The sequence below is a fragment of the Streptomyces sp. NPDC029044 genome, from assembly GCF_040637495.1.
Lineage (GTDB): Bacteria > Actinomycetota > Actinomycetes > Streptomycetales > Streptomycetaceae > Streptomyces.
Genome location: NZ_JBEZWN010000005.1, coordinates 117,391 through 142,834 on the forward strand (window position 1 = coordinate 117,391; position 25,444 = coordinate 142,834).

Consider the following 25,444-nt stretch of genomic DNA (forward strand, 5'->3'; position numbering starts at 1 on the left):
AAGCCGGTTCGCATCCTGAGACGGGGGTGGTCGTCCGGTGCACGGAAGGAGCCCGGCGGCCCCCCGGTAGAATCGGGTGGCACAAGACCCCCGCCCCACCGCCGGAAGGCACCCCGTGTCATCAGCGACTCCCGCTGCCAACGCCGCCGACACCGTCCTGGTCGTCGACTTCGGCGCGCAGTACGCCCAGCTCATCGCCCGTCGTGTCCGCGAGGCGCGGGTCTACAGCGAGATCGTGCCGAGCACCATGCCGGTCCGGGAGATGCTCGCCAAGAACCCCGCGGCGATCATCCTCTCCGGCGGCCCCTCGTCGGTCTACGCGGAGGGCGCGCCCAGCCTGGACCGCGAGATCTTCGAGGCCGGCGTCCCCGTCTTCGGTATGTGCTACGGCTTCCAGCTGATGGCGAGCACCCTCGGCGGCACCGTCGACAACACCGGCGCCCGCGAGTACGGCCGCACCGACCTGCACGTCTCCAAGGTGTCCTCCACCCTCTTCGAGGGCACCCCCGCCGAGCAGCCCGTCTGGATGTCGCACGGCGACGCCTGCTCGGCCGCCCCCGAGGGCTTCTCCGTCACGGCCTCCACGGACGTCGTACCCGTCGCCGCCTTCGAGAACGACGAGAAGAAGCTCTACGGCGTCCAGTACCACCCCGAGGTGATGCACTCCACGCACGGACAGCAGGTGCTGGAGCACTTCCTGTACCGCGGCGCGGGGCTCACCCCGAACTGGACGACCGGCAACGTCATCGAGGAGCAGGTCGCCGCCATCCGTGAGCAGGTCGGCGACAAGCGCGCCATCTGCGGCCTGTCCGGCGGCGTGGACTCCGCGGTCGCCGCGGCCCTCGTCCAGAAGGCCATCGGCTCCCAGCTGACCTGCGTGTACGTCGACCACGGCCTGATGCGCAAGGGCGAGACCGAGCAGGTCGAGAAGGACTTCGTGGCCGCGACCGGCGTCCAGCTGAAGGTCGTGGACGCGGAGGAGCGGTTCCTCAAGGCGCTGGCCGGGGTCTCCGACCCCGAGGAGAAGCGGAAGATCATCGGCCGCGAGTTCATCCGGGTCTTCGAGCAGGCGCAGCTGGAGATCCTCCAGGAGGAGGGTCCCGAGGTCGCCTTCCTCGTGCAGGGCACCCTCTACCCGGACGTCGTCGAGTCCGGCGGCGGCACCGGCACGGCCAACATCAAGTCCCACCACAACGTGGGCGGCCTCCCTGACGACATCGAGTTCGAGCTCGTCGAGCCGCTGCGCAAGCTCTTCAAGGACGAGGTCCGCATGGTCGGCCAGGAGCTGGGCCTGCCGGAGGAGATCGTCCAGCGCCAGCCCTTCCCCGGCCCCGGCCTCGGCATCCGCATCGTCGGCGAGGTCACCAAGGAGCGCCTGGACCTGCTGCGCGAGGCCGACGCCATCGCCCGCGAGGAGCTGACGGCGGCCGGTCTCGACCGGGACATCTGGCAGTGCCCGGTGGTCCTCCTCGCGGACGTCCGCAGCGTCGGCGTCCAGGGTGACGGGCGCACCTACGGCCACCCCATCGTGCTGCGCCCCGTCTCGTCCGAGGACGCCATGACGGCCGACTGGTCGCGCCTGCCCTACGAGGTCCTGGCGAAGATCTCGACCCGGATCACCAACGAGGTCAAGGACGTCAACCGCGTCGTCCTCGACGTGACCTCGAAGCCGCCGGGGACGATCGAGTGGGAGTGACCCCCCTGCCTAGGTGCGCTTGACCGTGCGCAGGGGCGCGCCGGGCGTCCAGACCTGGACGACGAGATACGTGTCGTCCTCGATGTAGGTCCGTACGACCTCCGTCAGCTCGGTGCGGAAGAGGTGGAACTGCTCGGGCGGCTCCACCTCTTCGACGTATCCGGCCTTCGTCTCCACGTCGTCGACCTCGATCGCCCGGCCGCTGATCCGGACGTCGCCGCCGCCCATGCCCGTGCCGTCACCGGGGTTCGCCTGGAGTGCGAAGCGCGGGTCGCGGCGCAGGTCGAGGGCCTTGAGCGAGTCCGGCATCATGCCGAGCCACAGTTCGCCGTTGAGGAACCGCACCTCCAGGCCGCTGGTGCGGGGCGAACCGTCCTTGCGGAGGGTGGCGAGGATGTGGTGGGTGTAGGCGCCGAAGCGCTTCTCGACGGTGTCGGCCAGATCCGGTTCGGCGGTGGCGAAAGCCGCCCAGTTCGCTGTCATACGACGAGTGTCGCGCCGAAATCCGACATCTTCTGTCGGCTATTCGTGGGGTGGGGGAGCCCGGGGGCACACGGATGGGCACACGGTGCTCACAGGGGCGCTCGTGGCATCTTCACGAATCGTTCCTGTTCTTCCCGGCCTCACGGACGGTAACTTCCGCCCGTACGCAGAACCAGTGCTGGAGGACCTATGCACGGGCCCACGCCGCCCCTGCCCTTGCCAACCGACCGACTGCGGTTCGCCATGCCGCCGATGCACGACTCGGTCGAGGACGAGCGCCGGCACCGCAAGGAACGGCTCGCGGGTGCCCTGAGGATCTTCGGCCGGCTCGGCTACGAGGACGGCGTCTCCGGGCACATCACCGCCCGCGATCCGGAATTCACCGACTGCTTCTGGGTCAACCCGTTCGGGATGCCCTTCCGGCACGTCACTGTGAGCGACCTCGTGCTCGCCAACCAGGACGGACAGGTCGTCGAGGGCGGCTACCACGTCAACCAGGCGGCCTTCACCGTGCACGCCCAGGTCCACGCGGCCCGGCCGGACGTGGTCGCCGTCGCCCACTGCCACTCGGTGCACGGCCGGGCGCTCGCGGCCCTCGGCGAGCTGCTGGAGCCGATCACCCAGGAGAGCTGCGCCTTCTACGAGGATCACGCCCTCTACGACACGTACACCGGCGTCTCCGTCGACGCCGAGGAGGGACGGCGCATCGCCGAGGTGCTCGGCTCCCGCAAGGCGCTCGTGCTGCGCAACCACGGGCTGCTGACCGTCGGCGACTCGGTGGACGCGGCGGCCTGGTGGTTCGTGTCGATGGAGCGCTCCTGCCAGGTGCAGCTGACGGCCCAGGCGGCCGGGCGACCGGTCCGCATCGATCACCGGATGGCGGTGGCGACGCGCGAGCAGCTGGGCGGCGACCTGGTGGCGTGGATCAACTACCAGCCCATGTGGGAGGACGTCAGCCGGAGCGAGCCGGGCCTGCTGGGCTGACGCCGGGTCTGCTGGGCTCGCGCCGGGTCTGCTGGGCCGGGTCAGAAGCCGCGCAGCACCGCCGCCTTCGTCCTCGCGAACTCCTCGTCGGTGAGGACGCCGTCGCGGTGCAGCAGGCCCAGCTCGCGCAGCCGCCGCAGGAGTACGTCGTGGTGATCGGAGGCGGGCGGCGCCGCGGGGGTGGCGCTGGCGGGGAGTTGGCCGGTGGCGGTGGCGGCTGCGGTGCGCGTGAACGGGTGCGGCAGCCGGGCGGTGACGGCCGTCGCGACGAGCGCGCTGAGCAGGTCGCGGCGGGCGCTGCCCCACAGGTCCAGGGCGTACGGGTCCTTGTCCGGCGGGAGTTTCGAGAACACCGTCTCGCGGGTCACGAAGCGCAGCGAACCGTCCTCGTGGCGGGTGTTCGGCAACCACTCGACCCGCACGAGGTCGCCCATGGTGATGATCCGCGGGCCGGTGGCGCGTTTGACCCGTTCGGAGGTGTCGGCCCAGTCGATCCGTATCCGCGTGCCGTCGAAGGAGACCGTCCCGTCCGAGGTGCGCACCGACACCGGAACCGGCGGGCCGGGCAGCAGATAGGCCTCCGTCCGCGACTGCGGGACCCGGTCGAGGAGCAGCGCGCGGCGGATCTCCTGGGCGACGTACTCGGCTGCCCCCGTCCGGTCGGCGTCCACGGTCAGCCGGTACGGGTCGGCAGCGTCCGGCAGCCGCCCGCCGGTCGCCTGGAGCAGGGGGTCGGCGCCCTCGCGCAGCCGTAACCGCAGCCGCCCGTGCCCGCGGGCGGCTTCCAGGACGACGCCGGACACCGCCACGAGCGGCACGGAGATCTCCCCGTACGTCCGCCGGAGCAACGGCACGGAGCGGTGCAGGCCGGGCGTGATCCGGAGCGTGTCGCCGTCGAAGGCCCAGGTCCCGTCACGCTGGATGGTCTCGGCCATAGGGGAATTCTCCCAGCCGGGTCAACACGGCACGCCGAACTTCACCCGTGTTGGCCAGTCCGGGCGAACGTGAGCCGGGTGGTGTAGGGCACAATTCGCTGTCGTCGCACGGGAGTTGCACAGCGGTGTTTCCGGGGTCCGGAAGGCCGGCGGTGGTTGGGTCGCGGGAAGGCGGGCGTCGGGCGTGGCGATGCGGGAGGCGGGACAGGGCGGCGCGGACCCGGGCGGGTACGCGCGTGCGGGTGTCTGTGCCGAGGGATACGCCGGCGGTTACCCCGGTGGTCGGCCGGGCGGGCCCGGAGGCGCTCACGGGGGCGGATGCGCCTGCGGGGACTGCCCGCACGGGGCGCGCGAGGGGCACCGGCGGGCCGTCGCGGCGTTCCTGCGCAGACGTGACGAGTTCGCCGCCGGGCAGGGGCTGCCGGCCGCGGTGGCACACTCCGCTTCCGCCTCCCGGCAGTGGGTCTCCGAGGAACTGGCTCAGTCCGCCGAGCACGTCGCCGAGCGGGGGCGGGCCGAGGGCCAGGCCTGGTTGACGGGCCTGTGGCGGCGCACGGCGGGTGTCGTGTGGGCCGCCGTGGTGCTGTTGCTGCTCGGGCAGGCCCTCACGGCGGTCGGTGCGGGCTGGACGGCGGCGCGTACGGCCGGGCTGGCCGCGGCCCTGGTGCTGGCCTCGTCGCTGACCGCCGCGTCGTGGTTCCACCGGGCGAAGGGCGGTGTGCTGGCGCCCGTGATCGGTGAGGACAACCGCCTGTCCACCTCCCGCACGGTCGCCGCGGCATGGGTGCTCTTCGTGGCCTACTCGGTGCTCGTCCTCGCGGGGCGGCTGGCCGCCGCCTCCCGGCACCGGGAGCGGGACGCGCTGCTCTCCGGGCTGGACCTCGCCCGGGGCGCCGGGGTCGTGACCGTGCTCGCCGTGCTGTGCGGGATCGCCGTGCTCGTGCGGCGGGTGGTCGGGCTGCGGGTGCTGGGGCAACGGCTCCAGAAGGTGCGTGCCGACCGGCCCCGGGCCGCCGACCTGCTGACCGACGACGCGGGCCGGGGCACCTTCGCCGACATCCAGTACGTGGTGATCAGCGGGGTCGCCCTGGTGTTCGCGGCGGTACGGCTGGCCAGGCGGCCGGAGCAACTGCCGGATCTGCCGTGGGGGCTGGCGGTGGTGGTGCTGGTGTCGGCGGCGACGTATCTCGCCGGGAAGTACGCGGAGGGCGGTCGGCCGGTCATCCTCTCCGTGGTCCGGGCCCGGGAGGCGGGCGACCTGGACGGGCCGATCCGCACGGGGGACGACATCGAGATCCGCGGTGCGGGATTCGTGCCACCGGGTGCGCAGGGGGCCGACCGGCTGGCCCGGATGGTCGTGCGCGTGGGCGCGGTGCACGTCCACGTGCCGCTGATCCCGGTTCCCGGAGGGTTCCGCAACCCCACGGACACGCTGCTGACGGTGCCGGTGCCGGCGGATGTGGAACCGGGGAGGGTGGAGGTGCAGGTCGTGACTGCGGCCGGGGTGGAGACGAACCGGTACGAAGTCGACGTGACGGAGTGACCGACGGAGCCTCCCGGGGCAGCGGGCACCACCGGCACCACACATCAGCCCGGTGCCACAGGATTGAGCGCGGTTCGTTTGTCGTACGTATGGTCAGTGAGGGGGTCTCGGCACCGGCGGCGAGAGGCGGCTAGCAGCGATGACTCACGGTATGCGAACGGACACGCACTCCCCCCATTCCGGCAACGGGGGAGGCTGGCGGGACAACGCCACCCGCTACGCCCTGCTGCCCCTGCGCATCTTCCTCGGCGTCACCTTCATCTACGCCGGCTTGGACAAACTCACCGACAGCGCCTTCATGAAGGACTCCGGGGCCGGGTCGATCGGCGACATGATGCGTGCCGTGCGCGACTCCTCCGCCATTCCCGCCCTGGTCGACCTCTCCCTCAAAAGCCCTGTCGGGTTCGGCTACGCCATCGCCTTCGGTGAACTGGCCGTCGGCATCGGCACGCTGCTCGGCCTCCTCGCCCGTCTGGCCGCACTCGGCGGCGCGCTGATCTCCCTCAGCCTGTGGCTGACCGTGAGCTGGGCGTCCGACCCGTACTACTACGGCAACGACCTCGCCTACCTCATGGCCTGGACCCCTCTGATCCTCGCGGGCGCGCCCCTGCTGTCCCTCGACGCCGCGCTGCGGTCACGGCGACGGCAGCGGAGCATCGGATACCCCTAGCAGGCCGGTCACCATCACGTCAGGTCCGCGCCCGTACGGCCCCGCGTGCGGCGGCGCCGTGCGCTGCCCGTCATGACCGCCACCGCACCGACGACGCACAGCCCGCCGGTGACGAGGGGGATCACCACGAACCACGGGATCTCCCAGGCGCCGCCCGCGTCACCGGCGTAGAGGACGCCCGCCAGGACGAGGACGAGGCCCGCGATCAGCTTTCCGGGCTGGAGTTCATGACGCAGCACGGGTCACCTCCGCCTGGCCCATGCCGACCTGGAGGTCCAGGTCGATGGTGCCGGACTTCTCGACGCCTTCGGCGGGGGAGAGGGTGATCTCCTTGTGCTGGTCCGGCTGCACGTCCACGTCCTTCGGGTCGTCGCCGGGCAGTTGGAGGTCGCCGATGCCCACCTCGACGTTCAGTCGCACGGTCACGTCCTCGGGCACGAGCACCTTGATCCGGCCCATGCCGACCTCCGCCCGTGTCGTGACCGTCTGCTTCCCGGACACGTCCAGCTTGCTCAGATCCAGGGTGCCGACGCCGGTACCCAGGTCGTACCGAGGCCGTACGTCCGCCGCCGCGGCGGGCTGCCAGGTGGTGCGCGCCCAGTGGGTGTCGATGTCCTTGGGCAGGGCCGCCGCGCCGGCGAGCAGGCCGGCCGTGATGATCGCCAGGAAGACCGAGCCGGCGCCGGTCCGGCCCAGGAAGGCGCTGACGGCGATTCCCAGGCCCAGGACGGCGAGCGCACAGGCCAGGCCCGTCTGAAGACTGGTGCCGAGCGGGTGGCCGTCCCACGTGCGGCTCGTGCCCAGGGCTCCCGCGAGGAGGGCCAGCAGGAAGACCCAGCCGCCGATCGAGCGTGGCCCGCGCTGGGGCGGCCGGGGGCGCGGGGCGGGTATGTCCTCGCGGGCACGCGGCCGATTGCCGAGGCCGATGTTGAGGGCTGCGGCGATGTCCAGGTCATGGGGGTCGCGGGGGCCCCACAGGTAGCCCGTGCCGCCAATGTGGGTGCCGTCCTTGACGATCGGGTCGCGCCACCAGGAGGGGGTGGTGAGGAACACCGGGGGTGCCTGGGGTTCCGGCGGGGCGTCGGCGACGGCCTGCGCGGCCAGCGGGTCGGGGCTGGGAGCGCCGCGGTGGCGCGACCAGTAGCCGGCGCCCGCGAGGAGGAGGGAGAGGACGACGGCGAAGGTCAGCACCCCGCCGTTGTTCAGCATCGTCAGGAACACCCCGCAGCCGACCAGCGCGAACAGCACGGCCGCCAGGGCCTGGCCGTCGACCCGGCCGGTGAGCAGCTTGCGGACCTCGTTCTTCTCCTCGTCGTCGTACGGGACGAAGAGCCAGGTGAAACCGTAGAAGAGCAGGCCTATGCCGCCGGTGGCGGAGAGCACGGCGAGGGTGATGCGGAAGATCACCGGGTCCATGTCGCACTGCCGTCCGAGCCCCGCGCAGACGCCGGCCAGGGTCTTGTGCCGGCGGTCGCGGCGGAACGCGTGGGGCGGCCCCGGTGGGACACCGTCTTCGGCGGGGGCGGCCGGGCCGGGCGCTCCTCCCTGCTCTCCCGTGTCCGCGCGGCCGGGCGCGGGACCCGCGGCGGGCGCGGCACCCTGCGGCCCGGCGCCCGGGGCGGGGCGCGGGCCGGAGCCGGGTCCCGGACCCGTCGCGGCGTGCTCGTGATCGGTCATGGGTCCATGGTGACGGGCGCGACGCCCCGGCGGGAGTCGGAACGACCCTGGCCGGACCCTGATATCGGCCCTGAGGGGCGGCTCGGGAAGCGTTCGAGGAGCGGCCCGCGGAGATCAGGGGAGCATCAGGGGCCGACCCTGATGCTCCGGCCTCCCGCACATGTGACCATCAATGGCATGTCGGAAGCCGCAGCAGCGCCACTCGCCGAACCGCGGCCGCCGCGCAAGCTCTACCGCAGCAGTGACGGACGCTGGCTCGGGGGCGCGGCGCGGGGCCTCGCCGGGCACCTCGGGCTGCCCGTGATCTGGGTACGGCTCGTCTTCGTCGGCCTGTTCATGGCCGACGGCCTCGGTGCGCTGCTGTACGCCGCGTTCTGGTTCTTCGTCCCGCTCGGGGTCGGCGGTGTCGAGGCGCAGAAGCCGCCGGCGCCGCCGGCCGCGGAGACCTCGCCCGACGGCCGCCGCAGACGCGTCGCGCGCAGGCCCGACAAGGGCCAGATGGTGGCCCTGCTCCTCATGGTCGTGGTGGCCATGGTCTTCGTGGGCAACGTGAACCTCAGCGGGGGAGCGCGGGCGTACCTCTGGCCGACCGTGCTCGTCGGCGCGGGCGTCGCCCTGGTATGGCGGCAGGCGGACAACGCCCGCCGGGCCCGCTGGGCCGAGGTCGGCCGCCGCAGGCGCACGGTCACGCTTCTGCGCTCGGTGGGCGGCGTGCTGCTGGTGACGGCCGGCGTCTCCGGCATCTTCGTCCTCCAGGGGTCCGCGGCCCACCTCGGCTCCGTCCTCCAGGCGGCCCTCGCGGTCCTCGTCGGCATAACGCTGCTCGCCGGGCCGTATCTGGTGCGTATGACGCAGGACCTCTCCGAGGAGCGCCTGATGCGCATCCGCGCCCAGGAGCGCGCGGAGGTCGCCGCCCATGTGCACGACTCGGTGCTGCACACCCTCACGCTGATCCAGCGCAACGCGGAGAACGCGAACGAGGTCCGCCGCCTGGCCCGTGCCCAGGAGCGCGACCTGCGCACCTGGCTCTACAAACCCGAGGGCACCGGCAAGGACGAGGCCGACGAACCCACCACCCTCGCCGACGCCGTGCGGCGCAACGCGGCCGAGGTGGAGGACAAGCACGGCGTGCCCATCGAGGTCGTGGTCGTCGGCGACTGCCCGCTCGACGAGAGGATCGCCGCACAGATGCAGGCCGCGCGGGAAGCAATGGTGAACGCAGCCAAGTACGGTGGCGAGGGCGGCGCCGTGCAGGTCTTCGCCGAGGTCGAGGGGAAGACGGTCTTCGTGTCCGTCCGGGACCGCGGCCCCGGTTTCGACCTCGACTCGATACCCGCCGACCGGATGGGTGTCAGAGAATCGATCATCGGCCGCATGGAGCGCAACGGCGGTACGGCGCGGCTGCGCGCGGTGCCGGACGGCGGCACGGAGGTCGAGCTGGAGATGGAGAGGGCGGAGAAGACGTCATGAGCGACCCGACCGAGGCGAACGGTACGGCGGGACCGGCGGAGGCGGCCGGACCCGCGGAGTCGGGCGGCGGGCCGGGGCGTCGCGTGCGCGTGGTCCTCGTGGACGACCACCGCATGTTCCGTACGGGGGTCCAGGCCGAGATCGGGCAGACCGAGCAGACCGGTGTCGAGGTCGTCGGCGAGGCCGCGGACGTCGACCAGGCGGTCACGGTGATCACCGCGACCCGGCCCGAGGTGGTCCTCCTCGACGTGCACCTGCCGGGCGGCGGCGGCGTCGAAGTGCTGCGCCGCTGTGCCCCGTTGATGGGCGACACCGAACAGCCGGTCCGCTTCCTGGCGCTGTCCGTGTCGGACGCCGCGGAGGACGTGATCGGCGTGATCCGCGGCGGCGCCCGCGGGTACGTCACCAAGACGATCACCGGCACGGACCTCGTGAACTCCGTCTTCCGTGTCCAGGAGGGCGACGCGGTCTTCTCGCCCCGGCTGGCCGGCTTCGTCCTCGACGCCTTCGCCTCCACGGACGCACCGCCGGTCGACGAGGATCTGGACCGCCTGACCCAGCGCGAGCGCGAGGTGCTGCGGCTCATCGCCCGGGGCTACGCGTACAAGGAGATCGCCAAGCAGCTGTACATCTCCGTGAAGACCGTCGAGTCGCACGTCTCGGCGGTGCTGCGGAAGCTCCAGCTCTCCAACCGGCACGAGCTGACGCGCTGGGCGACGGCTCGCCGGCTGGTCTGACAGCGGCGCTCGCCGGCGGCGCTCACACCACCCGCGTCGCCCCCGCGTACGGCATCTCGTCGAGTGGGGCGACGCGTACCGGCGCCGAGGGGTTCGGGGCGTGGATCATGCGGCCGTTGCCCACGTAGATGCCGACATGACTGATGCCGGCGTAGAAGAAGACCAGGTCGCCGGGGAGGAGTTCGGAGCGGGCGACGCGGCGGCCCGCGGCGATCTGGGAGTACGTCGTGCGGGGCAGGGAGACGCCCGCGGCGCGGTACGCGGCCTGGACGAGACCCGAGCAGTCGAAGGCGTTCGGGCCGGTGGCGCCCCAGACGTAGGGGCTGCCGAGCTTCTGGTAGGCGTAGGAGACGGCGGCGGCGGCGCGGGAGTCGGTCGCCCGGGACGAGGCGGAGCCGGGGGCCGCGAGGGTCTCCCGTGCGCCCGTCGAGCGCGAGGCGCGGTCCTGGTACGTGCCGGACAGGGAACGTTCCTGCGGGCCGAGCCGGGACAGCAGCTGGCGTGCTGTGCCGAGCTTGCCGGTGATCGTCTTCTTGTGCTGCTTCAGCTCCGCCCGGCGCGACTTCAGGGACGTCAGCTCGATGTGGGCGGCCCCGCGCAGCTGCTCGATCTCCCGGAGCTGCTTGCGCACACCCGCGACGGCGGCGTTCTGCCGGCTGCCGGCCCGCTCGACGAACTCGGCGTTCTCCAGGTACCGGTCGGGATCGTCGGAGAGGGCGAGCTGCACCGCGGGATCGAGGCCGCCCGCCCGGTACTGCGCGGCGGCGACCGAACCCAGGGCCTCCCGGGCGGAGTTGAGCCGCTCCTCTTTGCGCGCCGCCTGGTCCTGGAGGTTTCTCAGCCGCTGCCCGGCTGCTTCGGCCTTCTCCTTCGCGCCGTTGTACTTCTCGGTGGCTACCTCCGCCTCCTGGTACAGCTTGTCCACCTTGGCTTTGACCTGGCCGGGGGTGAGCTGTGGTTCGGCGTGTCCGGTTCCGTCGAAACCCGTCGCCGTCGCCGCGCCCGCGAGGGCGATCGTGGCGGCCGTACGGGCCTTGCCGCCACCCATCGAGCGCTGTCGGGGCTTGCGGTGCGCTGCCACCTGGGGGCCACGTCCTTTCCTCGACCGCCGACGGGTGCGTGCGGCCGCCGGGGGGAGCGGACGGGCGGCCTGCGCGTCCGGCGACGGCCCGCACAGGGGGAGCGGATCGCCGCCGGACCTTTTCGGCGGTGGTGTCCGACTGCCGCCCCTGGCCCGGGCGGCGGTGGGGAGCCGGTCACCTGGTGGAGGACGCTAAACGCCGCCGTGATGGGCCGGTGGCAGGTGTGCGGAAGTGTCCCGAGAGGACCGGCGGTGACCGTATGCGACCGTGGTCCCGTCTCGACGCCGACTGCTTCACTCAGCGTGATGACCGATGCGCCGAATCGTGAGCGAGTGACCGTGATCGGGTGCTATGGGGCGCATATATGCATCACTGGGCCGGTGTCGGGCGGTCCGGGGGCCCTGATTAGGCTCCGGCCTCATGGACGTACTCATCCACCTCTTCGTCGGCCTCCACATCATCGGCATCGCCTCGCTCCTGGGCGGCTTCCTCACCCAGATGAAGGCGATGGGCGAGGGTACCGCCCGCTACACCCCCGCGATGCTGCACGGCGCGCTCACGATGCTGGTCACCGGTGTGGTCCTGGTCGGTCTCAACCAGGCCGACGACCAGTCCGTGAACAACATCAAGATCGGCGTGAAGCTGGCCCTGCTGGTCGTGATCCTCGGCCTGGTCTATGTGAAGCGGGACGACGAGAAGGTGGACAAGGGCCTGTTCGGCCTGGTCGGTCTGCTGACGACGGCGAACATCTTCATCGCCGTGCTCTGGACCTGACCCGGGAGCGCCGGGCGCCGGCCCGGGCCGAGGTGAGCGCCCAGGCGGTGCACCCGAGCCAGGCGGCCACCGCGACCCACAGCAGCACCTCTCCGGCGGCGTCGAGCCAGGGGACGTCCAGGGCGGCGGCGACCGCCAGGGTGGCCGCGGCCGTCACCACCGCGGCGAACACGGTCGCCCAGCGCCGCACGTCGTAGTGGTGGCGGGGCCAGAAGAGCTCCGCGAGGAGCAGGGCGACGCAGGCGACCAGCGCGAGCACGAGCAGCGTGACGCACGTCGTGCGCAGGACGTCGGTGTTGTCCTCGTTCCACAGGTACAGGCGCGCGCTGTCGGCGCTGAGGAGTTGCGCCCCGGCCAGCGCGGAGACGGCGAGGGCGCCGGCCGCGAGCCAGTGGTCCCCGCGCCCCTCCTCCACCTGCCGGGGCTGGAAGCGGAACAGGGCGAAGCCGTAGAGCGCGAGGCCCAGCCAGAACAGCACCAGGGCCGCGTGGGCGAGCCAGGCCGACGTATCGGCCGCGGCGAGCGTGGCGCCGAGCACCGCGAGCCCCTGGGTGGCCACGCAGCGCAGGAACACCGTGCCGCGCCGCCCGCCGGCCTCCGCGGTGAGCAGCACCGCCCAGAGCAGCATCGCGAGCGCCAGCAGCGCCTCGGCGAGGAGCTGAAGGCCGGCCGCGGAGAACCCGGTGCCGAGGACGGCGGTGGCCGCCACGGCCGTGAGCGCGGCCGGCGTCTGCGCCCGCAACCCGCCCCGTGCCCGCTGGGCGAGGCCCGCGGCCGCCACCAGCCAGGCCGCGCAGGCCAGGGCGAGGGCGATGCGGGAGAGGACCGCGTACCCCGCCGAGTCGAGACCGACCGACACGACGCCGGTCGCCAGCGCGTACGTCGACCACCAGGTGGCAAACGGGGAGGGACCCGACATAGCGCCGATGCTAGAGAGCGCCGCACGCGTTACGGGAGGGGCACGCGCGCGTGCCCCTCGAAAGGCGTGACGAGACCTCTCAGGCCGGCCGCACCACGCTGTGGATGGCCGACTCGCCGTCGTAGTAGACCGACTCCTCGCGCACGTACGTGCCGGGCTTCGGGGCGTGGATCATCATGCCGTTGCCGATGTAGATCCCGACGTGGGTGACGTCGTCGTAGAAGAAGACCAGGTCACCGGGCTGGGCCTGGGAGAGCGGGACCGTGGTGCCGGCGTTCACCTGGTCGTAGGTGGTGCGCGGCAGGGTGACGCCCGCGGCCTTCCAGGCGGCCTGGGTGAGGCCGGAGCAGTCGTAGGAGCCGGGGCCGACGGCGCCCCACACGTACGGCTTGCCGATCTGCGCGCGGGCGAAGGCGAGCGCCTTGTCGGCCTTGGTGGCGTACGAGGAGTCGGCCGGGGCCGTCGAGGAGGACGAGCCGGAGTCCGCCGAAGCCGACGACGAGGAGCCGCTGTCCTGCTGCTGGGCGGCCTCCTCCCGTGCCTGCTGCTGGGCGGCCTGCTGCCGGGCCAGCTCGTCGGCCTTGCGGGCCGCCTCCTCCTGCTTCTCCTTCTCGATCGCCGCGAGCCGGGCCTTCTCCTCGGCGGTCAGCTTCGACATCAGCCGGCGCGCGTCGGCGAGCTTGCGCTGGACGGTCGCCTTGGCGGTCTTCAGGTCGCCCTGCGACTCGGTGAGCGCCTCCAGGCTCTCGGTGGCCTCCTGGCGCTTCTCCATCGTCTCGGACTGCTGTGCGATGTAGTCGTCGACCGCGACCTTCTGGCGGCCCGTCATCCGGTCCATCAGCTGGGTCTGGTCGAAGTAGTCCTGCGGGGTGTCCGCCAGCAGGAACGTCGCCGTGTCCGGGGCGGCGGCACCGGTTCGGTACTGGGCGGAGGCGAAGGACCCCAGCTCCTCGCGCGCCTCGTTGAGCTTCTGGGTGCGCTTCGCGACGTCGTCGACGAGGGCGTCGGCGCGTTTGCGCTGCTTCGCCGTCTTCTCCTTGGCCGCGTTGTACTTCTCGGTCGCCGACCCCGCCTGGCGGTAGAGGTCGTCGACCTTCTTCTCGACTTCTTCCAGGCTGGGCTTGTCGTCGGCCTCGGGGGCGGCATTGGCCGACTGGGACAGCAGGGCGACGGAGGTGAGGGCCGCCGTTGCGAGGGCGGGGGTCCGTATGCCTGCCACGCGCGTACCCGTAGGACGCGACTTGCGGTGCGACGCCAAGGGAGGCGACTCCTTCCACGTTCCGCCTACCGGGTTAGCTGTCGGGTTCGGGCGGGTGGTTCGGAAGGTTTGCCCTACGGCCTTCTCCGCACAGGGAGTCGGGCCGATTCACCCCAGGTTCACGGTTGGGTCCCCGGCTCCGGCTGCCGCTGCGGCACACCGGACTCGGCGGAGGCCGCGCGGCCCGGCGACGTTCGCCGGTGGGGGTCATGCGGCCTGGTCGCACGGTAGCCAACTCGTGTGGCCCCTGTGAAGGTTGATGGGTGATATGCCCGATACATTTTCGTGACCTCGGTCATGAACGTTGCCGAGTGTGAACGGCCGAGGGGGACTGGTCCTGTTTCATCCATGATTGCGGGGGGTGTAGCAGGTCGTGATCATGCGGTCATGGAGGGCGACAATGCGCCGCCGGCCGGCTGGCGGGGGCCCGGGCGCCCGGCGATGTTCTCAGGGCGGCGGCGGGCTGTCAGTGGGGCGCCCTAGACTCGGAGAGCGATGAGCAGCCTCTTTGACGACAGCTTCCTGGCGAACCTCCAGGCCCAGCGGGGCCCCGCGGACGAGCCCCCGCCGCCGCCCGAGGACGATCACGTTCCGGAGCCGATCCCGGACGATCTGTTCGGCGGGAAGTTCGACGCGCCCCCGGACCGGGACGCCTACTACCGGGACGGCGCGCCCCGCCCGGTCGTGGACACCGCCGCGCTGCTGGAGGGGCTCAACGACAACCAGCGCGCCGCCGTCGTCCACTCCGGCTCCCCGCTGCTCATCGTGGCCGGCGCCGGCTCCGGCAAGACCCGCGTGCTCACGCACCGCATCGCCCACCTGCTCGCCGAGCGCGGCGTGCACCCGGGCCAGATCCTCGCGATCACCTTCACCAACAAGGCCGCGGGCGAGATGAAGGAGCGCGTCGAGCAGCTCGTCGGCCCGCGCGCCAACGCCATGTGGGTGATGACGTTCCACAGCGCGTGCGTGCGGATCCTCCGCCGCGAGAGCAAGAAGCTCGGCTTCACATCGAGCTTCTCGATCTACGACGCCGCCGACTCCAAGCGCCTGATGGCCCTGGTCTGCCGAGACCTGGACCTGGACCCCAAGCGCTTCCCGCCGAAGTCCTTCAGCGCCAAGATCAGCAACCTGAAGAACGAGCTGATCGACGAGGAGGACTTCGCCGCCCAGGCCACCGACGGTTTCGAGAAGACCCTCGCCCAGGCCTACGCCATGTACCAGTCGCGGCTGCGCGAGGCGAACGCCCTCGACTTCGACGACCTGATCATGACGACGGTCAACCTGCTGCGTGCCTTCCCGGACGTCGCCGAGCACTACCGCCGCCGCTTCCGGCACGTGCTGGTCGACGAGTACCAGGACACCAACCACGCCCAGTACGCCCTCGTCCGGGAGCTGGTCGGCACCTCCGAGCACCCCGTCGACGTACCGCCCGAGGCCGAGGTCCCGCCCGCCGAGCTGTGCGTCGTGGGCGACGCCGACCAGTCGATCTACGCCTTCCGCGGCGCGACGATCCGCAACATCCTCCAGTTCGAGGAGGACTACCCGGACGCCACGACGATCCTGCTGGAGCAGAACTACCGCTCCACGCAGACGATCCTCAGCGCCGCCAACGCGGTCATCGAGCGCAACGAGTCCCGCCGTCCCAAGAACCTGTGGACCAACGCCGGCTCCGGCGCCCGGATCACCGGCTACGTCGCCGACACCGAGCACGACGAGGCGCAGTTCGTCGCCGACGAGATAGACCGCCTCACGGACGCCGGCGAGGCCAAGGCCGGCGACGTCGCCGTCTTCTACCGCACCAACGCCCAGTCCCGCGTGTTCGAAGAGGTCTTCATCCGCGTCGGCCTGCCCTACAAGGTCGTCGGCGGCGTCCGCTTCTACGAGCGCAAGGAGGTCCGGGACGTCCTGGCCTACCTGCGCGTGCTCGCCAACCCCGAGGACTCGGTGCCGCTGCGCCGGATCCTCAACGTCCCCAAGCGGGGCATCGGCGACCGCGCCGAGGCGATGATCGACGCCCTGTCCCAGCGGGAGAAGATCAGCTTCCCGCAGGCGCTCAAGCGCGTCGACGAGGCGTACGGCATGGCCGCGCGCTCCACCAACGCCGTCAAGCGGTTCAACACGCTGATGGAGGATCTGCGCACCATCGTCGAGTCCGGCGCCGGACCGGCCACGGTTCTGGAGGCCGTGCTGGAGCGCACCGGATACCTCGCCGAGCTCCAGGCCTCCACCGACCCGCAGGACGAGACCCGGATCGAGAACCTCCAGGAACTGGCCGCCGTCGCCATGGAGTTCGAGCAGGAGCGCGGCGAGGACGAACAGACCACGCTGTCGGACTTCCTGGAGCAGGTCGCGCTGGTCGCCGACTCCGACCAGATCCCCGACGAGGAGGACGGCGACGGCGTCATCACCCTGATGACCCTGCACACGGCCAAGGGCCTGGAATTCCCGGTCGTCTTCCTGACCGGCATGGAGGACGGCGTCTTCCCGCACATGCGCGCCCTCGGGCAGACCAAGGAGCTGGAGGAGGAGCGGCGCCTGGCCTACGTCGGCATCACCCGTGCGCGGGAGCGGCTGTACCTGACGCGGTCCACCCTGCGCAGTGCCTGGGGCCAGCCCTCGTACAACCCGCCCTCCCGGTTCCTGGAGGAGATCCCGCCGACCCACGTGGAGTGGAAGCGGACGGGAGCGACCGCGCCCGCGTCCTCCGGGCCGGTCTCGGCGGTGGCGGCCTCGCTGTCGTCGTCCCGCTCGCGCTCTTCGGCGTCGGGCGCCTCCGGTTTCGCCACGCGGCGCACCTCGGAGAAGCCCGTGGTGTCCCTGGCGGTCGGGGACCGCGTCACCCACGACCAGTTCGGGCTCGGGACCGTCGTCGCGGTCAAGGGCACGGGCGGCAACGCCGAGGCGACGATCGACTTCGGGGACACCAAGCCGAAGCGGCTGCTGCTGCGGTACGCGCCGGTGGAGAAGCTGTAGTCCGGTGAGGTGAGCCCCGCCGGCCGGACCGGCGGGGCAGGCGGGACGTTACGTCGGGTCGACGCCGTGGCTGCGCAGCCACGGGAGCGGGTCGATCGCCGAGCCGCCGGCCGGGCGCACCTCGAAGTGCAGGTGAGGGCCGGTGGAGTTGCCGGAGTTGCCCGAGCGGGCGATCGGATCGCCCGCCTTCACGGTCGTACCCGAGGGGACCGTGTAGGTGGAGAGGTGGCAGTACCACGTCTCCGTGCCGTCCTTGGCGGTCACGATCATCATGTTGCCGTACGCGCTGTTCCACTGGGTGCGCACGGTGCCGTCGGTCGCGGCCATCACGGTCGTGCCGTACGAGACGGGGAAGTCGATACCGGTGTGCAGGGACATCCAGTTGATGCCGGACTGGCCGTAGTAGGCGCTGAGTCCGTGCCGCGCGACCGGCAGGGCGAACTTGGGGCGCAGCCGCTCCTTGCGGGCCGCTTCCTCCGCCGCGCGCTTCCTCTCGGCCGCCTGCTGGGCCTTGAGGTCGATGCGCTCCTGCGTGCGGCTGGCCCGGTCGGCGAAGTCGTCGGCGCCGGCGGAGAGGCTCTGGAGCTGGGTGTCCAGCTTGTTGTTGGCCGCGGCCGGCTTGACCGGCTGCGCGTCCGCCGCGGTCGTCCGCGCCTCCGCGGCACTGTCGTCGGCGAAACCGCCGACGGAGGCGGCGGCGATGCCGGCGACACCCATCACGCAGGCCGAGGGCACCGCGATGGTCATCAGCGCCGAGCGCTTGGGCGGTGTGCGGCGGCGCGAACGGGAAGCGGCGCGCGAGGCCGCACGCCCCGACGGGGCGGGGGCGACGTCCTCCTGGCCGTCCAGGAGCGGGGCGACGACGGGCAGTTCACCGGTGGCGGCCGGTTCGTCGCCCTCCACGGCGGCGTCGTGGAAGCCCGCTTCGGTTGATGCGTCGTAGGCGACCTGCTCGAACGTCGAGGTCTCGTGCTGGTCGAAGGTTTCGCCGGGGTGCTCGTACGCGTCGGGCTCCGGTGCGGCGGTGCCGTCGGAGTTCCACTGCGTGGCGTCGTAGGCGCCCGTGTCGAAGGTCTGCGTGCCCCACTCCCACTGCTGGGTGCGGTCCGCGGGGTTGCCGGACTGGTCCGGCTGGAGCCAGGCGCCGGATTCCCACTGCCCGGTGGCGTCGGGGGAGGGGGCCTGGGACGGGATGGCCGACATCGGCTGCTGCTCGGCCGTCCAGGAGGTCGTGTCGTAGACGCCGGTGTCGTAGGCGGCGTGGTGCTGGGCCGCGTAGGCGTCGTAGTGCACGTTCTCGTGCGTGCCGGTGGGCCAGTGGCCGGTGTCGTAACTGCCCGTGTCCTGGCCGCTGCCCGGCATGTCGCCGAAGAGGGGGTCGGTCGCGAAGCTCGCGGTGGTGTGCCCGGTGGCGTCGAAACCAGCGCCGTGGGTACCGGTGGGATCAAAACCGGTGGCGGCATAGTCGCCGTACGTGGTGAAGTCGCCGTACTGGGCTTCCTGGGTGCCGTACGACGCGTAGTGCGCGGAGGCGGCGTCGGAAGCCGGAGCCGGGGTCATGGTCCCCGACGGGTGACGGTCGTTCACCAACTTCTCTTTCGCCTCGACAACAGGGGCTGCCAGAGCAGTGCGGCGACTGTACCCGGCGGTACGCGGGCACGACAATCTTCGGCAGGTTTCGCGCGCGCAGGAAACGGGCATTCGGCCGTGTTTTGGCGGACGACGGGCACGGGTTTGGCCCTGTGTTCGAAGTTTGTTCGAGGTTGATCGGTGCTTCGGCGCTGAGTGATCGCTGTATGACGATTCTCAGGCGACCGTCAGACCGCCGGTGTGTTCGGTGGACGGTTCACCCGCGTGTGCCGTGTCCAGAACCTGTCGTATGCCGTTGGCGACGGCGGGGTGCACGGGCAGGGCGAGATGTCCGATGCCGGTCACGCGCACGTTCTGCGCCGTCAGATCGGGATGGTCGATGCACGCCGTCTCCAGCGGGTCCATCACGTGGTCCAGGTCGCTCCAGTAGCTGACGAAGTGCGTACGGCAGTCAGGGGCGGGCAGCGCGAGCTCGTCGAGCACCGGTGAGCCGGGGCGCATCTGGCGCACGATGGGGTGCGCGTCGGCGAAGGGCGCCACCCGGGTTCCCGAGTGCGGCGTGCCGAGCGTGACCAGGGTCCGCACGCGCGTGTCGCCGCCGAGCCGCTGCACGTAATAGCGCGCTATCAGTCCGCCGAGGCTGTGCCCGACGACGTCGACCCGGTCGGCCCCCGTGCGCTCGCAGAGCTCCTCGATGTGCCGGCCGAGCCGTTCGGCGGCGACCCGTATGTCACAGGTCAGCGGTGAGTAGTTGAGCGACTCGATCTGCTGCCTGCCGTGCTGGGCGAGGCTGCGGCGCAGCAGGACGAAGACCGAGCGGTTGTCGATGAATCCGTGCAGCAGCAGGACCGGCGGCTTGGCCTCCGTGGGCAGTTGGGCTGCGCCGTCTTCCGGCAGTGCCGGGACGGGGGCGCGGCGCTCCTGGGTGATGCCGGACGGGTAGAGGAGGAGGTGCCCCGCCAGGATCGCGATCTCCAGGGCGGTGGCCTTCAGCAGGGCCAGGGAGAGTCCCGCCAGTCTGCCCGGCAGCAGACGCTCGCAGAACGGAAGAAAGGGCAGAGCCGCCCTGGTGACCTTCATGGCCGACCTCCTGTCGGCACGCGGGAGGACGCCTCCGCCCCCCGTGTGCCCTCGTGGAAAGCAGCTGCGAAGACGGCCGGCGATGACCGCGAGAGCGGCGTGAGCCGCGTGAGCTGCGGGGGCAGAGCGCGGCGTGTGGCGTGTGTGACGCCGGTGGTGCGACGGAGGTCCCCGATCGGTGGGGTGACGAGGCTCCCCGCTGGTGCGCCGTGTCTGCCCTGCGTGCTGTACGTGCGGTGCTTGCCCTGCGTGCTTTCGCCGAAGTGCCGTGCTGTCGCGGCCCGTGGTGGACGGTGCGGTCGTACGGCGACCTCGGTGCGGCTCCCCTTGCGCTTGTCCCATCGTGTGATTTCCCCCTCGGTATCCACCGCGAAACTGCCGGTTGCGGGATGCTGGAGATAACGTTCGTTCACTTGCCCGGCCGGTTCGGGGCGGGGTGTCCGTGCGGTGCGGCGTGTACGGCTTGCCCGATGTGTGCGGTACTTGTCGGTACGGATGGATGTAGTCGCTTCATGGAGGCAGTGATGGGTGTGGCAGCCGGTCCGATCCGCGTGGTGGTGGCCAAGCCGGGGCTCGACGGCCACGATCGCGGGGCCAAGGTGATCGCGCGTGCCCTGCGCGACGCCGGTATGGAGGTCATCTACACCGGGCTCCACCAGACCCCCGAGCAGATCGTCGACACCGCGCTCCAGGAGGACGCCGACGCGATCGGGCTGTCCATCCTCTCCGGAGCGCACAACACGCTCTTCGCGGCCGTGATCGATCTGCTCAGGGAGCGGGACGCGGAGGACATCCTCGTCTTCGGCGGCGGGATCATCCCCGAGGCGGACATCCCCCTGCTGAAGGAGAAGGGCGTCGCGGAGATCTTCACGCCGGGTGCGACGACGGCCTCGATCGTGGACTGGGTCCGGACGAACGCCCGCCAGCCCGCGGAGGCGTAGGCCTCCGGCGGACCGGCCCGGGTGCCCCGGCCCGGCCGGAGCCGGTGGGCTCCCGGTGCGGTGGGGCTCCGTCGTCGGGCCGCCGGCCGCGACCGACTCCGGCGGCCGCCCAGGCCGTCGGCACACCCGGAGGCAGCCGTTCGCCGCAGGGCGCCCGCCCCCGAGGGCGCGGGCGGGGATCAGGCCGCTCCCAGCTCCTCGGCCATCGCCGCACGCAGACGCAGGGTCGTCACCAGGCGCTGGAAGGCCTCCGCCCAGTAGCCCCCGGCTCCCGGCGACGCGTTCTCCGGTTCGTCGGGTACGGCCAGCAGCGCGTCGAGCCGGGAGGCCTCGGACGGGTCGAGGCAGCGCTCCGCCAAGCCCATGACCCCGCTGAAACTCCATGGATAGCTCCCTGCGTCCCGAGCGATGTTGAGCGCGTCCACCACGGCCCGCCCGAGCGGCGCCGCCCACGGCACCGCGCACACCCCGAGCAGCTGGAAGGCCTCGGACAGGCCGTGCGCGGCGATGAAGCCGGCCACCCACTCGGCCCGTTCGGCGGCGCCCAGCGTGCCGAGCAGCTTGGCGCGTTCGGCCAGGGACACCGCCCCCGGACCGCCCGCCTCCGGCGCTGACGGATCGCCGAGCAGCGCTCGTGACCACGCGGCGTCCCGCTGGCGCACCGCCGCCCGGCACCACGCCGCGTGCAGCTCGCCCTGCCAGCCGTCCGCCACCGGCAGCGCCACGATCTCCCCGGGCGTGCGCCCGCCGAGCCGCAGCGACCACGTGCCCAGTGGTGCCGCCTCCACCAGCTGACCGAGCCACCAGGACCGTTCGCCGCGCCCTGCCGGGGCCTTCGCCACGACGCCGTCGCGTTCCATGTCCGGATCGCATGCGTGCGGCGCCTCGACGGCGATCGTCGGAGTGGTCTGTGTGCTCCCCCCGGGTATGCCGCCCCCGGACTCCGTCCCCCGGGGCCGGGCGGACCCCATGTGGTCGATGGCGACGCACGCCTCCGCCCTGACCGCCATCCGCGCGGCGAGCGCCGAACCGGGCAGGGCCGACAGCAGTTCCGCGGCCGTCGCCCGGACATTGCGGCTGCGGTCGGCCAGGGCCTGTTCCAGGAACGGCTCGTCGTCCGGGCCGAGACCCTCGCGCAGCGAGTCGAGGAACATCAGCCGGTCCTCGGCCCGTTCCGTCCCCCACGTCGTCGCGAGCAGGTCGCGCGCGGCGGCCGGGGTACGAGAACGCAGCGCGGACAGCAGGGCGATGCGTTCGGCGAACAGGCCCTCCTGCCACAACTGCCGGATGCCGTCGTCGTCCTGGAGGTGCGGCAGGGCCGCTCCGCCGCCCGGGGTCGCGCGCAGGGCGAACCGCCAGTCGGGGTTCAGACGGGCCAGCCACAGGGCTCGCGGCCCGGCGAACTCCAGCGCCGCCGGTCGCAGGTCGGTACGCCCCCGGGCCGCGTCCAGCAACGCCGGAAGTGCCTGCGGAGGCGGCGCGAAGCCACGGGCGTTCGCCACCGCGAGCCACTGCGGCAGCAGCTCCGTCAGATCCGGCGCGGCGCCCCGCCGCCCTCCGCCGGACGGGCCCGGGCGGTCGGCCAGCAGCATGGCGAGCCGGCGGGCGGCCGCAGGCGGCAGCGCCGGTCGGACGTCCTCCGGAGCCGCCTGCGGACGCTCGGCCGCCCGCGCCGGGCGCAGACCGGCCCGGCGCCGTACGGTCTCCACGGCCGCCGCGTCCAGCAGGGCCAGGGGTGCGTCCGGGCCCGGCACGGTGCCCGGCGGGGTGCGCCGGTCGGTGCCCAGCAGCGCGGTGGTGACGAGCCTCTCCCAGGCGTCCGCGCCGGGCGCGTCCACAGGAACGGAGGTCCTGGTCATGAGCTTCCTTTCCCCTGGGCGCCCGGTAGTTGAAGGCTCGCCCTTACCGGTTGTCCCGTGATGCCTGAAAAATGCGTGGACCCGTGGGATGGGTGGGGCCGGCCGACGTGTCGCGGGCGGGGCCGCTGCCGCCGGTTCAGCACAGCGTGACCGCGTCGCCCGGACCCTCGGGCCAGGCCGTCAAGGGAGTGAAGCCCTGGTGGCCGCACTCGCCGAAGACCCTGACCGGGGCCCCGCCCGACAGGGCGACGAGCCGCCACAGGCCCGGCCGGGAGCGCGCGGCGGGAGTGAGCGGCAACGCCGCGTCCCCGTCGGAGTCCGCCAGTTGCCAGCCGTCGCCGTCCGGCGTGGGAACGACCCGGTCCAGCGTCACCGGGACGGATTCCAGCCACGGGTCCTCGCGCAGGGCGTCGCCGTAACGGGCCGCAGCCTGGGCCGTGGTCATCCCCGGTGGACGGGTCGCCGTGGGCACGGGCGCGGAGATCTGCTCGCCCAGGGCCACCCGCGGTTGCCCGGCGCCCGGGTACGCGGACACCTCCGCGTCCAGACTCAGGCCCACCGGCAGCGCCAGCTCCGGGGCGCGGCCGGCCGCGCCGTAGGAGAGGAGCAGCACGGTGCGGTGCGAGGCGGCGCCGTGCAGCCAGATCCGGCGGGTCGTCAGGCGCGGGTCCGTCGTGTCGTACTGGGCGAGGACCAGCCAGCGGTCGCGCAGCGGCGGGCCGTCCGCGGAGACCGGGAGACCCATGCGGGAGCGGACCGTGGCGGCGAGAGCGGCCGGGAGCCGGTCGCGGCGCTGCCAGCCCCGCCCCAGGAGGTGCAGCAGCGCACACTCCTCCAGCAGTCGCACCGGCCAGCCCGGGCCGGTCGACGGGATCGCCCCCAACTCCCGCACCCGGCCTGCAAGCCCCTGGGCCTGCGCGTCGACCATGCGGGCCGCCGTCTCCTCCCAGAGGCCGTACCCCGACTGCTCCGCGGTCGCCAGGCCACCGCGCAGCAGGTCGACCAGGCGCTGCTCCAGCTCCACCGCGCCCGCCGAGACCCGCTCGGCCCGGCGTTCCGCCCGGCGGCGGGCCGCCTCGGGATCAGCGGACCCGGACGGCGCGCCGGAGCCGGCGCCGGCCTTCTTCGCCGCCGCGTGCTCGCGCCGCCCCGCCGTCCACTGCGCGGCCCACTCGGGCGCCTGCCCCGGCGGCACCGCCGCCTCGTCGGCGGCCCAGAGCAGCAGCAGCCCCAGCGCGTGCTTGCACGGGAACTTGCGGCTCGGACAACTGCACTTGTACGCGGGACCCGCGGCGTCCGCGATGTCCACGACCGTTTGATACGGCTTGCTCCCGCTGCCCTTGCACAGCCCCCACACCGTCCCCTCGTCGGAACTCCCCGCCTCGGACCACGGCCCCGCCGCGCCGAGTTTGCTTCCCGCTTTGCGTGATGCGGCGTCAGGCGCCAGTGCCAGCACCTGGTCCGCGGTCCAGCGCACCCCCTGCTGAGTCATGCCACCGAAGGTAGATCCCACCACTGACAATCGGGCCCGCCGACCGCCCCGGGCGGGCATCTCCCCAGGTCAGAACGCATTGTCAGTGGTGTGGTGCACCGTTGGCGACAGATCCGAACCGGCCGAGCTGGAGGGGGACTTTGCCATGACCGTGTCCGTGGAGCCGACATCCGCCGAAGCGGGGGAGACGGGACCGACCCAGGCGTTGCGACCGCACGCCGAGGACGCCTTCGCCCACGAACTCGCCGCCCTGGCCGCCCAGGACGACCGGCCGCGCCCGGCCCGCTGGAAGCTGTCGCCCTGGGCCGTGGCGACGTACCTGCTCGGCGGCACCCTGCCGGACGGCACGGTGATCAGCCCCAAGTACGTCGGCCCGCGCCGCCTCGTCGAGGTCGCCGTCACCACGCTCGCCACCGACCGCGCCCTGCTCCTGCTCGGCGTCCCGGGCACCGCGAAGACCTGGGTGTCCGAGCACCTGGCCGCCGCGGTCAGCGGCGACTCCACGCTGCTGGTGCAGGGCACCGCCGGCACCCCGGAGGAGGCCATCCGCTACGGCTGGAACTACGCGCAGCTGCTCGCCCACGGCCCGAGCCGCGACGCCCTCGTGCCCAGCCCCGTCATGCGGGCCATGGCCGACGGCATGACGGCCCGCGTCGAGGAACTGACCCGTATCCCGGCCGACGTGCAGGACACGCTCATTACGATCCTGTCGGAGAAGACGCTGCCGATACCGGAACTGGGCCAGGAGGTGCAGGCGGTCCGCGGATTCAACCTGATCGCCACGGCCAACGACCGCGACCGCGGCGTCAACGACCTGTCCAGCGCCCTGCGCCGCCGCTTCAACACGGTCGTGCTGCCGCTGCCGGAGAGCCCCGAGGCCGAGGTCGACATCGTCTCGCGGCGCGTCGACCAGATCGGCCGCTCCCTCGACCTGCCGGCCGCGCCCGACGGGCTCGACGAGATCCGCCGGGTCGTCACGGTCTTCCGCGAGCTGCGCGACGGGGTCACCGCCGACGGCCGGACGAAGCTCAAGTCGCCCAGCGGCACCCTGTCCACGGCCGAGGCGATCTCCGTCGTCACCAACGGGCTCGCCCTGGCTGCCCACTTCGGCGACGGCGTGCTGCGGCCGGGCGACGTCGCCGCGGGCATCCTCGGCGCGGTGGTCCGCGACCCGGCGGCGGACCGGGTCATCTGGCAGGAGTACCTGGAGACGGTGGTCCGCGAGCGTGACGGCTGGAAGGACTTCTACCGGGCCTGCCGCGAGGTGAGCGTGTGAGCGAC

General features: G+C 72.4%; 21 protein-coding genes and 1 riboswitch. Of the genes, 10 read left to right on the top strand and 11 right to left on the bottom strand.

The window, feature by feature from the left end:
* Positions 1-115 precede the first annotated feature (115 nt).
* Entirely contained in the window at positions 116-1,696 is a 1,581-nt protein-coding gene (gene guaA, locus AB0E85_RS06840) for a glutamine-hydrolyzing GMP synthase (RefSeq protein ID WP_361923314.1), read from the top strand.
* A 9-nt stretch (positions 1,697-1,705) separates the two neighbouring features.
* Here the strand turns inward: guaA and AB0E85_RS06845 are convergent, their stop codons facing one another.
* On the bottom strand, positions 1,706-2,179 hold the full coding sequence (locus tag AB0E85_RS06845; protein WP_361923317.1) for a pyridoxamine 5'-phosphate oxidase family protein: 474 nt from the start codon (positions 2,177-2,179) through the stop codon (positions 1,706-1,708).
* 189 nt (positions 2,180-2,368) lie between these two features.
* Here AB0E85_RS06845 and AB0E85_RS06850 point away from each other — a divergent pair, with 189 nt between their 5' ends.
* Positions 2,369-3,163, top strand: a complete 795-nt coding sequence (locus tag AB0E85_RS06850; RefSeq protein WP_361923320.1) for a class II aldolase/adducin family protein — start codon at positions 2,369-2,371, stop codon at positions 3,161-3,163.
* A gap of 41 nt (positions 3,164-3,204) precedes the next feature.
* Here the strand turns inward: AB0E85_RS06850 and AB0E85_RS06855 are convergent, their stop codons facing one another.
* Positions 3,205-4,098 (bottom strand): DUF4429 domain-containing protein, encoded by an 894-nt coding sequence (locus tag AB0E85_RS06855; RefSeq protein WP_361923323.1) that lies wholly within the window; start codon positions 4,096-4,098, stop codon positions 3,205-3,207.
* Between the two features lie 184 nt (positions 4,099-4,282).
* Here AB0E85_RS06855 and AB0E85_RS06860 point away from each other — a divergent pair, with 184 nt between their 5' ends.
* Together AB0E85_RS06860 and AB0E85_RS06865 are read left to right on the top strand one after the other, a co-directional pair.
* Positions 4,283-5,641: a hypothetical protein gene (locus AB0E85_RS06860; RefSeq protein ID WP_361923326.1), complete on the top strand. Its 1,359-nt coding sequence runs from the start codon at positions 4,283-4,285 to the stop codon at positions 5,639-5,641.
* A gap of 139 nt (positions 5,642-5,780) precedes the next feature.
* The gene (locus AB0E85_RS06865; RefSeq protein WP_361923329.1) at positions 5,781-6,311 is read left to right on the top strand and encodes a DoxX family membrane protein; all 531 of its coding nucleotides are present in this window, start codon (positions 5,781-5,783) and stop codon (positions 6,309-6,311) included.
* Positions 6,312-6,325: 14 nt separating this feature from the next.
* Here the strand turns inward: AB0E85_RS06865 and AB0E85_RS06870 are convergent, their stop codons facing one another.
* Positions 6,326-6,550: a hypothetical protein gene (locus tag AB0E85_RS06870; RefSeq protein ID WP_361923332.1), complete on the bottom strand. Its 225-nt coding sequence runs from the start codon at positions 6,548-6,550 to the stop codon at positions 6,326-6,328.
* Entirely contained in the window at positions 6,537-7,988 is a 1,452-nt protein-coding gene (locus AB0E85_RS06875; RefSeq protein WP_361923335.1) for a PspC domain-containing protein, read from the bottom strand. Before AB0E85_RS06875 ends, AB0E85_RS06870 begins: the two co-directional genes overlap by 14 nt.
* 177 nt (positions 7,989-8,165) lie before the next feature.
* On the opposite strand from AB0E85_RS06875, the gene AB0E85_RS06880 reads away from it, so the two are divergent.
* Together AB0E85_RS06880 and AB0E85_RS06885 are read left to right on the top strand one after the other, a co-directional pair.
* Positions 8,166-9,458 (top strand): PspC domain-containing protein, encoded by a 1,293-nt coding sequence (locus tag AB0E85_RS06880; RefSeq protein WP_361923338.1) that lies wholly within the window; start codon positions 8,166-8,168, stop codon positions 9,456-9,458.
* On the top strand, positions 9,455-10,195 hold the full coding sequence (locus AB0E85_RS06885; protein WP_361923341.1) for a response regulator transcription factor: 741 nt from the start codon (positions 9,455-9,457) through the stop codon (positions 10,193-10,195). Before AB0E85_RS06880 ends, AB0E85_RS06885 begins: the two co-directional genes overlap by 4 nt.
* A gap of 22 nt (positions 10,196-10,217) precedes the next feature.
* On the opposite strand, the gene AB0E85_RS06890 is transcribed toward AB0E85_RS06885, so the two are convergent.
* Positions 10,218-11,276: an NlpC/P60 family protein gene (locus AB0E85_RS06890; protein ID WP_361923344.1), complete on the bottom strand. Its 1,059-nt coding sequence runs from the start codon at positions 11,274-11,276 to the stop codon at positions 10,218-10,220.
* A 421-nt stretch (positions 11,277-11,697) separates the two neighbouring features.
* On the opposite strand from AB0E85_RS06890, the gene AB0E85_RS06895 reads away from it, so the two are divergent.
* Entirely contained in the window at positions 11,698-12,051 is a 354-nt protein-coding gene (locus AB0E85_RS06895; protein ID WP_361923347.1) for a hypothetical protein, read from the top strand.
* Here the strand turns inward: AB0E85_RS06895 and AB0E85_RS06900 are convergent.
* Entirely contained in the window at positions 12,029-12,970 is a 942-nt protein-coding gene (locus tag AB0E85_RS06900) for a hypothetical protein (protein WP_361923350.1), read from the bottom strand. The two genes, AB0E85_RS06895 and AB0E85_RS06900, sit on opposite strands and share 23 nt — an antisense overlap.
* A gap of 79 nt (positions 12,971-13,049) precedes the next feature.
* Positions 13,050-14,228: an NlpC/P60 family protein gene (locus AB0E85_RS06905; protein WP_361923353.1), complete on the bottom strand. Its 1,179-nt coding sequence runs from the start codon at positions 14,226-14,228 to the stop codon at positions 13,050-13,052.
* A gap of 7 nt (positions 14,229-14,235) precedes the next feature.
* A riboswitch (cyclic di-AMP (ydaO/yuaA leader) is annotated at positions 14,236-14,409 on the bottom strand.
* 314 nt (positions 14,410-14,723) lie between these two features.
* Between AB0E85_RS06905 and pcrA the strand changes: the two genes are divergently transcribed.
* Entirely contained in the window at positions 14,724-17,201 is a 2,478-nt protein-coding gene (gene pcrA / locus AB0E85_RS06910; RefSeq protein WP_361923356.1) for a DNA helicase PcrA, read from the top strand.
* Positions 17,202-17,249: 48 nt separating this feature from the next.
* On the opposite strand, the gene AB0E85_RS06915 is transcribed toward pcrA, so the two are convergent.
* Together AB0E85_RS06915 and AB0E85_RS06920 are read right to left on the bottom strand one after the other, a co-directional pair.
* The gene (locus tag AB0E85_RS06915) at positions 17,250-18,902 is read right to left on the bottom strand and encodes a M23 family metallopeptidase (protein ID WP_361923359.1); all 1,653 of its coding nucleotides are present in this window, start codon (positions 18,900-18,902) and stop codon (positions 17,250-17,252) included.
* A 105-nt stretch (positions 18,903-19,007) separates the two neighbouring features.
* Positions 19,008-19,871 (bottom strand): alpha/beta fold hydrolase, encoded by an 864-nt coding sequence (locus AB0E85_RS06920; RefSeq protein ID WP_361923362.1) that lies wholly within the window; start codon positions 19,869-19,871, stop codon positions 19,008-19,010.
* A 524-nt stretch (positions 19,872-20,395) separates the two neighbouring features.
* On the opposite strand from AB0E85_RS06920, the gene AB0E85_RS06925 reads away from it, so the two are divergent.
* A complete protein-coding gene (locus AB0E85_RS06925; protein WP_161369103.1) occupies positions 20,396-20,812 on the top strand; it encodes a cobalamin B12-binding domain-containing protein in 417 nt (138 codons plus the stop codon).
* Positions 20,813-20,991: 179 nt separating this feature from the next.
* Here the strand turns inward: AB0E85_RS06925 and AB0E85_RS06930 are convergent, their stop codons facing one another.
* Together AB0E85_RS06930 and AB0E85_RS06935 are read right to left on the bottom strand one after the other, a co-directional pair.
* Positions 20,992-22,671 (bottom strand): DUF5691 domain-containing protein, encoded by a 1,680-nt coding sequence (locus AB0E85_RS06930; protein ID WP_361923365.1) that lies wholly within the window; start codon positions 22,669-22,671, stop codon positions 20,992-20,994.
* Positions 22,672-22,807: 136 nt separating this feature from the next.
* Positions 22,808-24,163, bottom strand: a complete 1,356-nt coding sequence (locus tag AB0E85_RS06935) for an SWIM zinc finger family protein (RefSeq protein ID WP_361923368.1) — start codon at positions 24,161-24,163, stop codon at positions 22,808-22,810.
* Between the two features lie 145 nt (positions 24,164-24,308).
* On the opposite strand from AB0E85_RS06935, the gene AB0E85_RS06940 reads away from it, so the two are divergent.
* Positions 24,309-25,439: an AAA family ATPase gene (locus tag AB0E85_RS06940; RefSeq protein WP_361923371.1), complete on the top strand. Its 1,131-nt coding sequence runs from the start codon at positions 24,309-24,311 to the stop codon at positions 25,437-25,439.
* Positions 25,440-25,444 lie beyond the last annotated feature (5 nt).

Excerpts from the sequence above, each read along its gene's own strand:
- AB0E85_RS06845 (WP_361923317.1), bottom strand. The coding sequence starts at position 2,179 with ATGACAGCGAACTGGGCGGCTTTCGCCACCGCCGAACCGGATCTGGCC.
- AB0E85_RS06850 (WP_361923320.1), top strand. The coding sequence starts at position 2,369 with ATGCACGGGCCCACGCCGCCCCTGCCCTTGCCAACCGACCGACTGCGG.
- AB0E85_RS06855 (WP_361923323.1), bottom strand. The coding sequence starts at position 4,098 with ATGGCCGAGACCATCCAGCGTGACGGGACCTGGGCCTTCGACGGCGAC.
- AB0E85_RS06865 (WP_361923329.1), top strand. The coding sequence starts at position 5,781 with ATGACTCACGGTATGCGAACGGACACGCACTCCCCCCATTCCGGCAAC.
- AB0E85_RS06875 (WP_361923335.1), bottom strand. The coding sequence starts at position 7,988 with ATGACCGATCACGAGCACGCCGCGACGGGTCCGGGACCCGGCTCCGGC.
- AB0E85_RS06880 (WP_361923338.1), top strand. The coding sequence starts at position 8,166 with ATGTCGGAAGCCGCAGCAGCGCCACTCGCCGAACCGCGGCCGCCGCGC.
- AB0E85_RS06885 (WP_361923341.1), top strand. The coding sequence starts at position 9,455 with ATGAGCGACCCGACCGAGGCGAACGGTACGGCGGGACCGGCGGAGGCG.
- AB0E85_RS06895 (WP_361923347.1), top strand. The coding sequence starts at position 11,698 with ATGGACGTACTCATCCACCTCTTCGTCGGCCTCCACATCATCGGCATC.
- AB0E85_RS06900 (WP_361923350.1), bottom strand. The coding sequence starts at position 12,970 with ATGTCGGGTCCCTCCCCGTTTGCCACCTGGTGGTCGACGTACGCGCTG.
- pcrA (WP_361923356.1), top strand. The coding sequence starts at position 14,724 with ATGAGCAGCCTCTTTGACGACAGCTTCCTGGCGAACCTCCAGGCCCAG.
- AB0E85_RS06915 (WP_361923359.1), bottom strand. The coding sequence starts at position 18,902 with ATGCCCGTTTCCTGCGCGCGCGAAACCTGCCGAAGATTGTCGTGCCCG.
- AB0E85_RS06920 (WP_361923362.1), bottom strand. The coding sequence starts at position 19,871 with ATGAAGGTCACCAGGGCGGCTCTGCCCTTTCTTCCGTTCTGCGAGCGT.
- AB0E85_RS06925 (WP_161369103.1), top strand. The coding sequence starts at position 20,396 with ATGGGTGTGGCAGCCGGTCCGATCCGCGTGGTGGTGGCCAAGCCGGGG.
- AB0E85_RS06930 (WP_361923365.1), bottom strand. The coding sequence starts at position 22,671 with ATGACCAGGACCTCCGTTCCTGTGGACGCGCCCGGCGCGGACGCCTGG.
- AB0E85_RS06935 (WP_361923368.1), bottom strand. The coding sequence starts at position 24,163 with ATGACTCAGCAGGGGGTGCGCTGGACCGCGGACCAGGTGCTGGCACTG.
- AB0E85_RS06940 (WP_361923371.1), top strand. The coding sequence starts at position 24,309 with ATGACCGTGTCCGTGGAGCCGACATCCGCCGAAGCGGGGGAGACGGGA.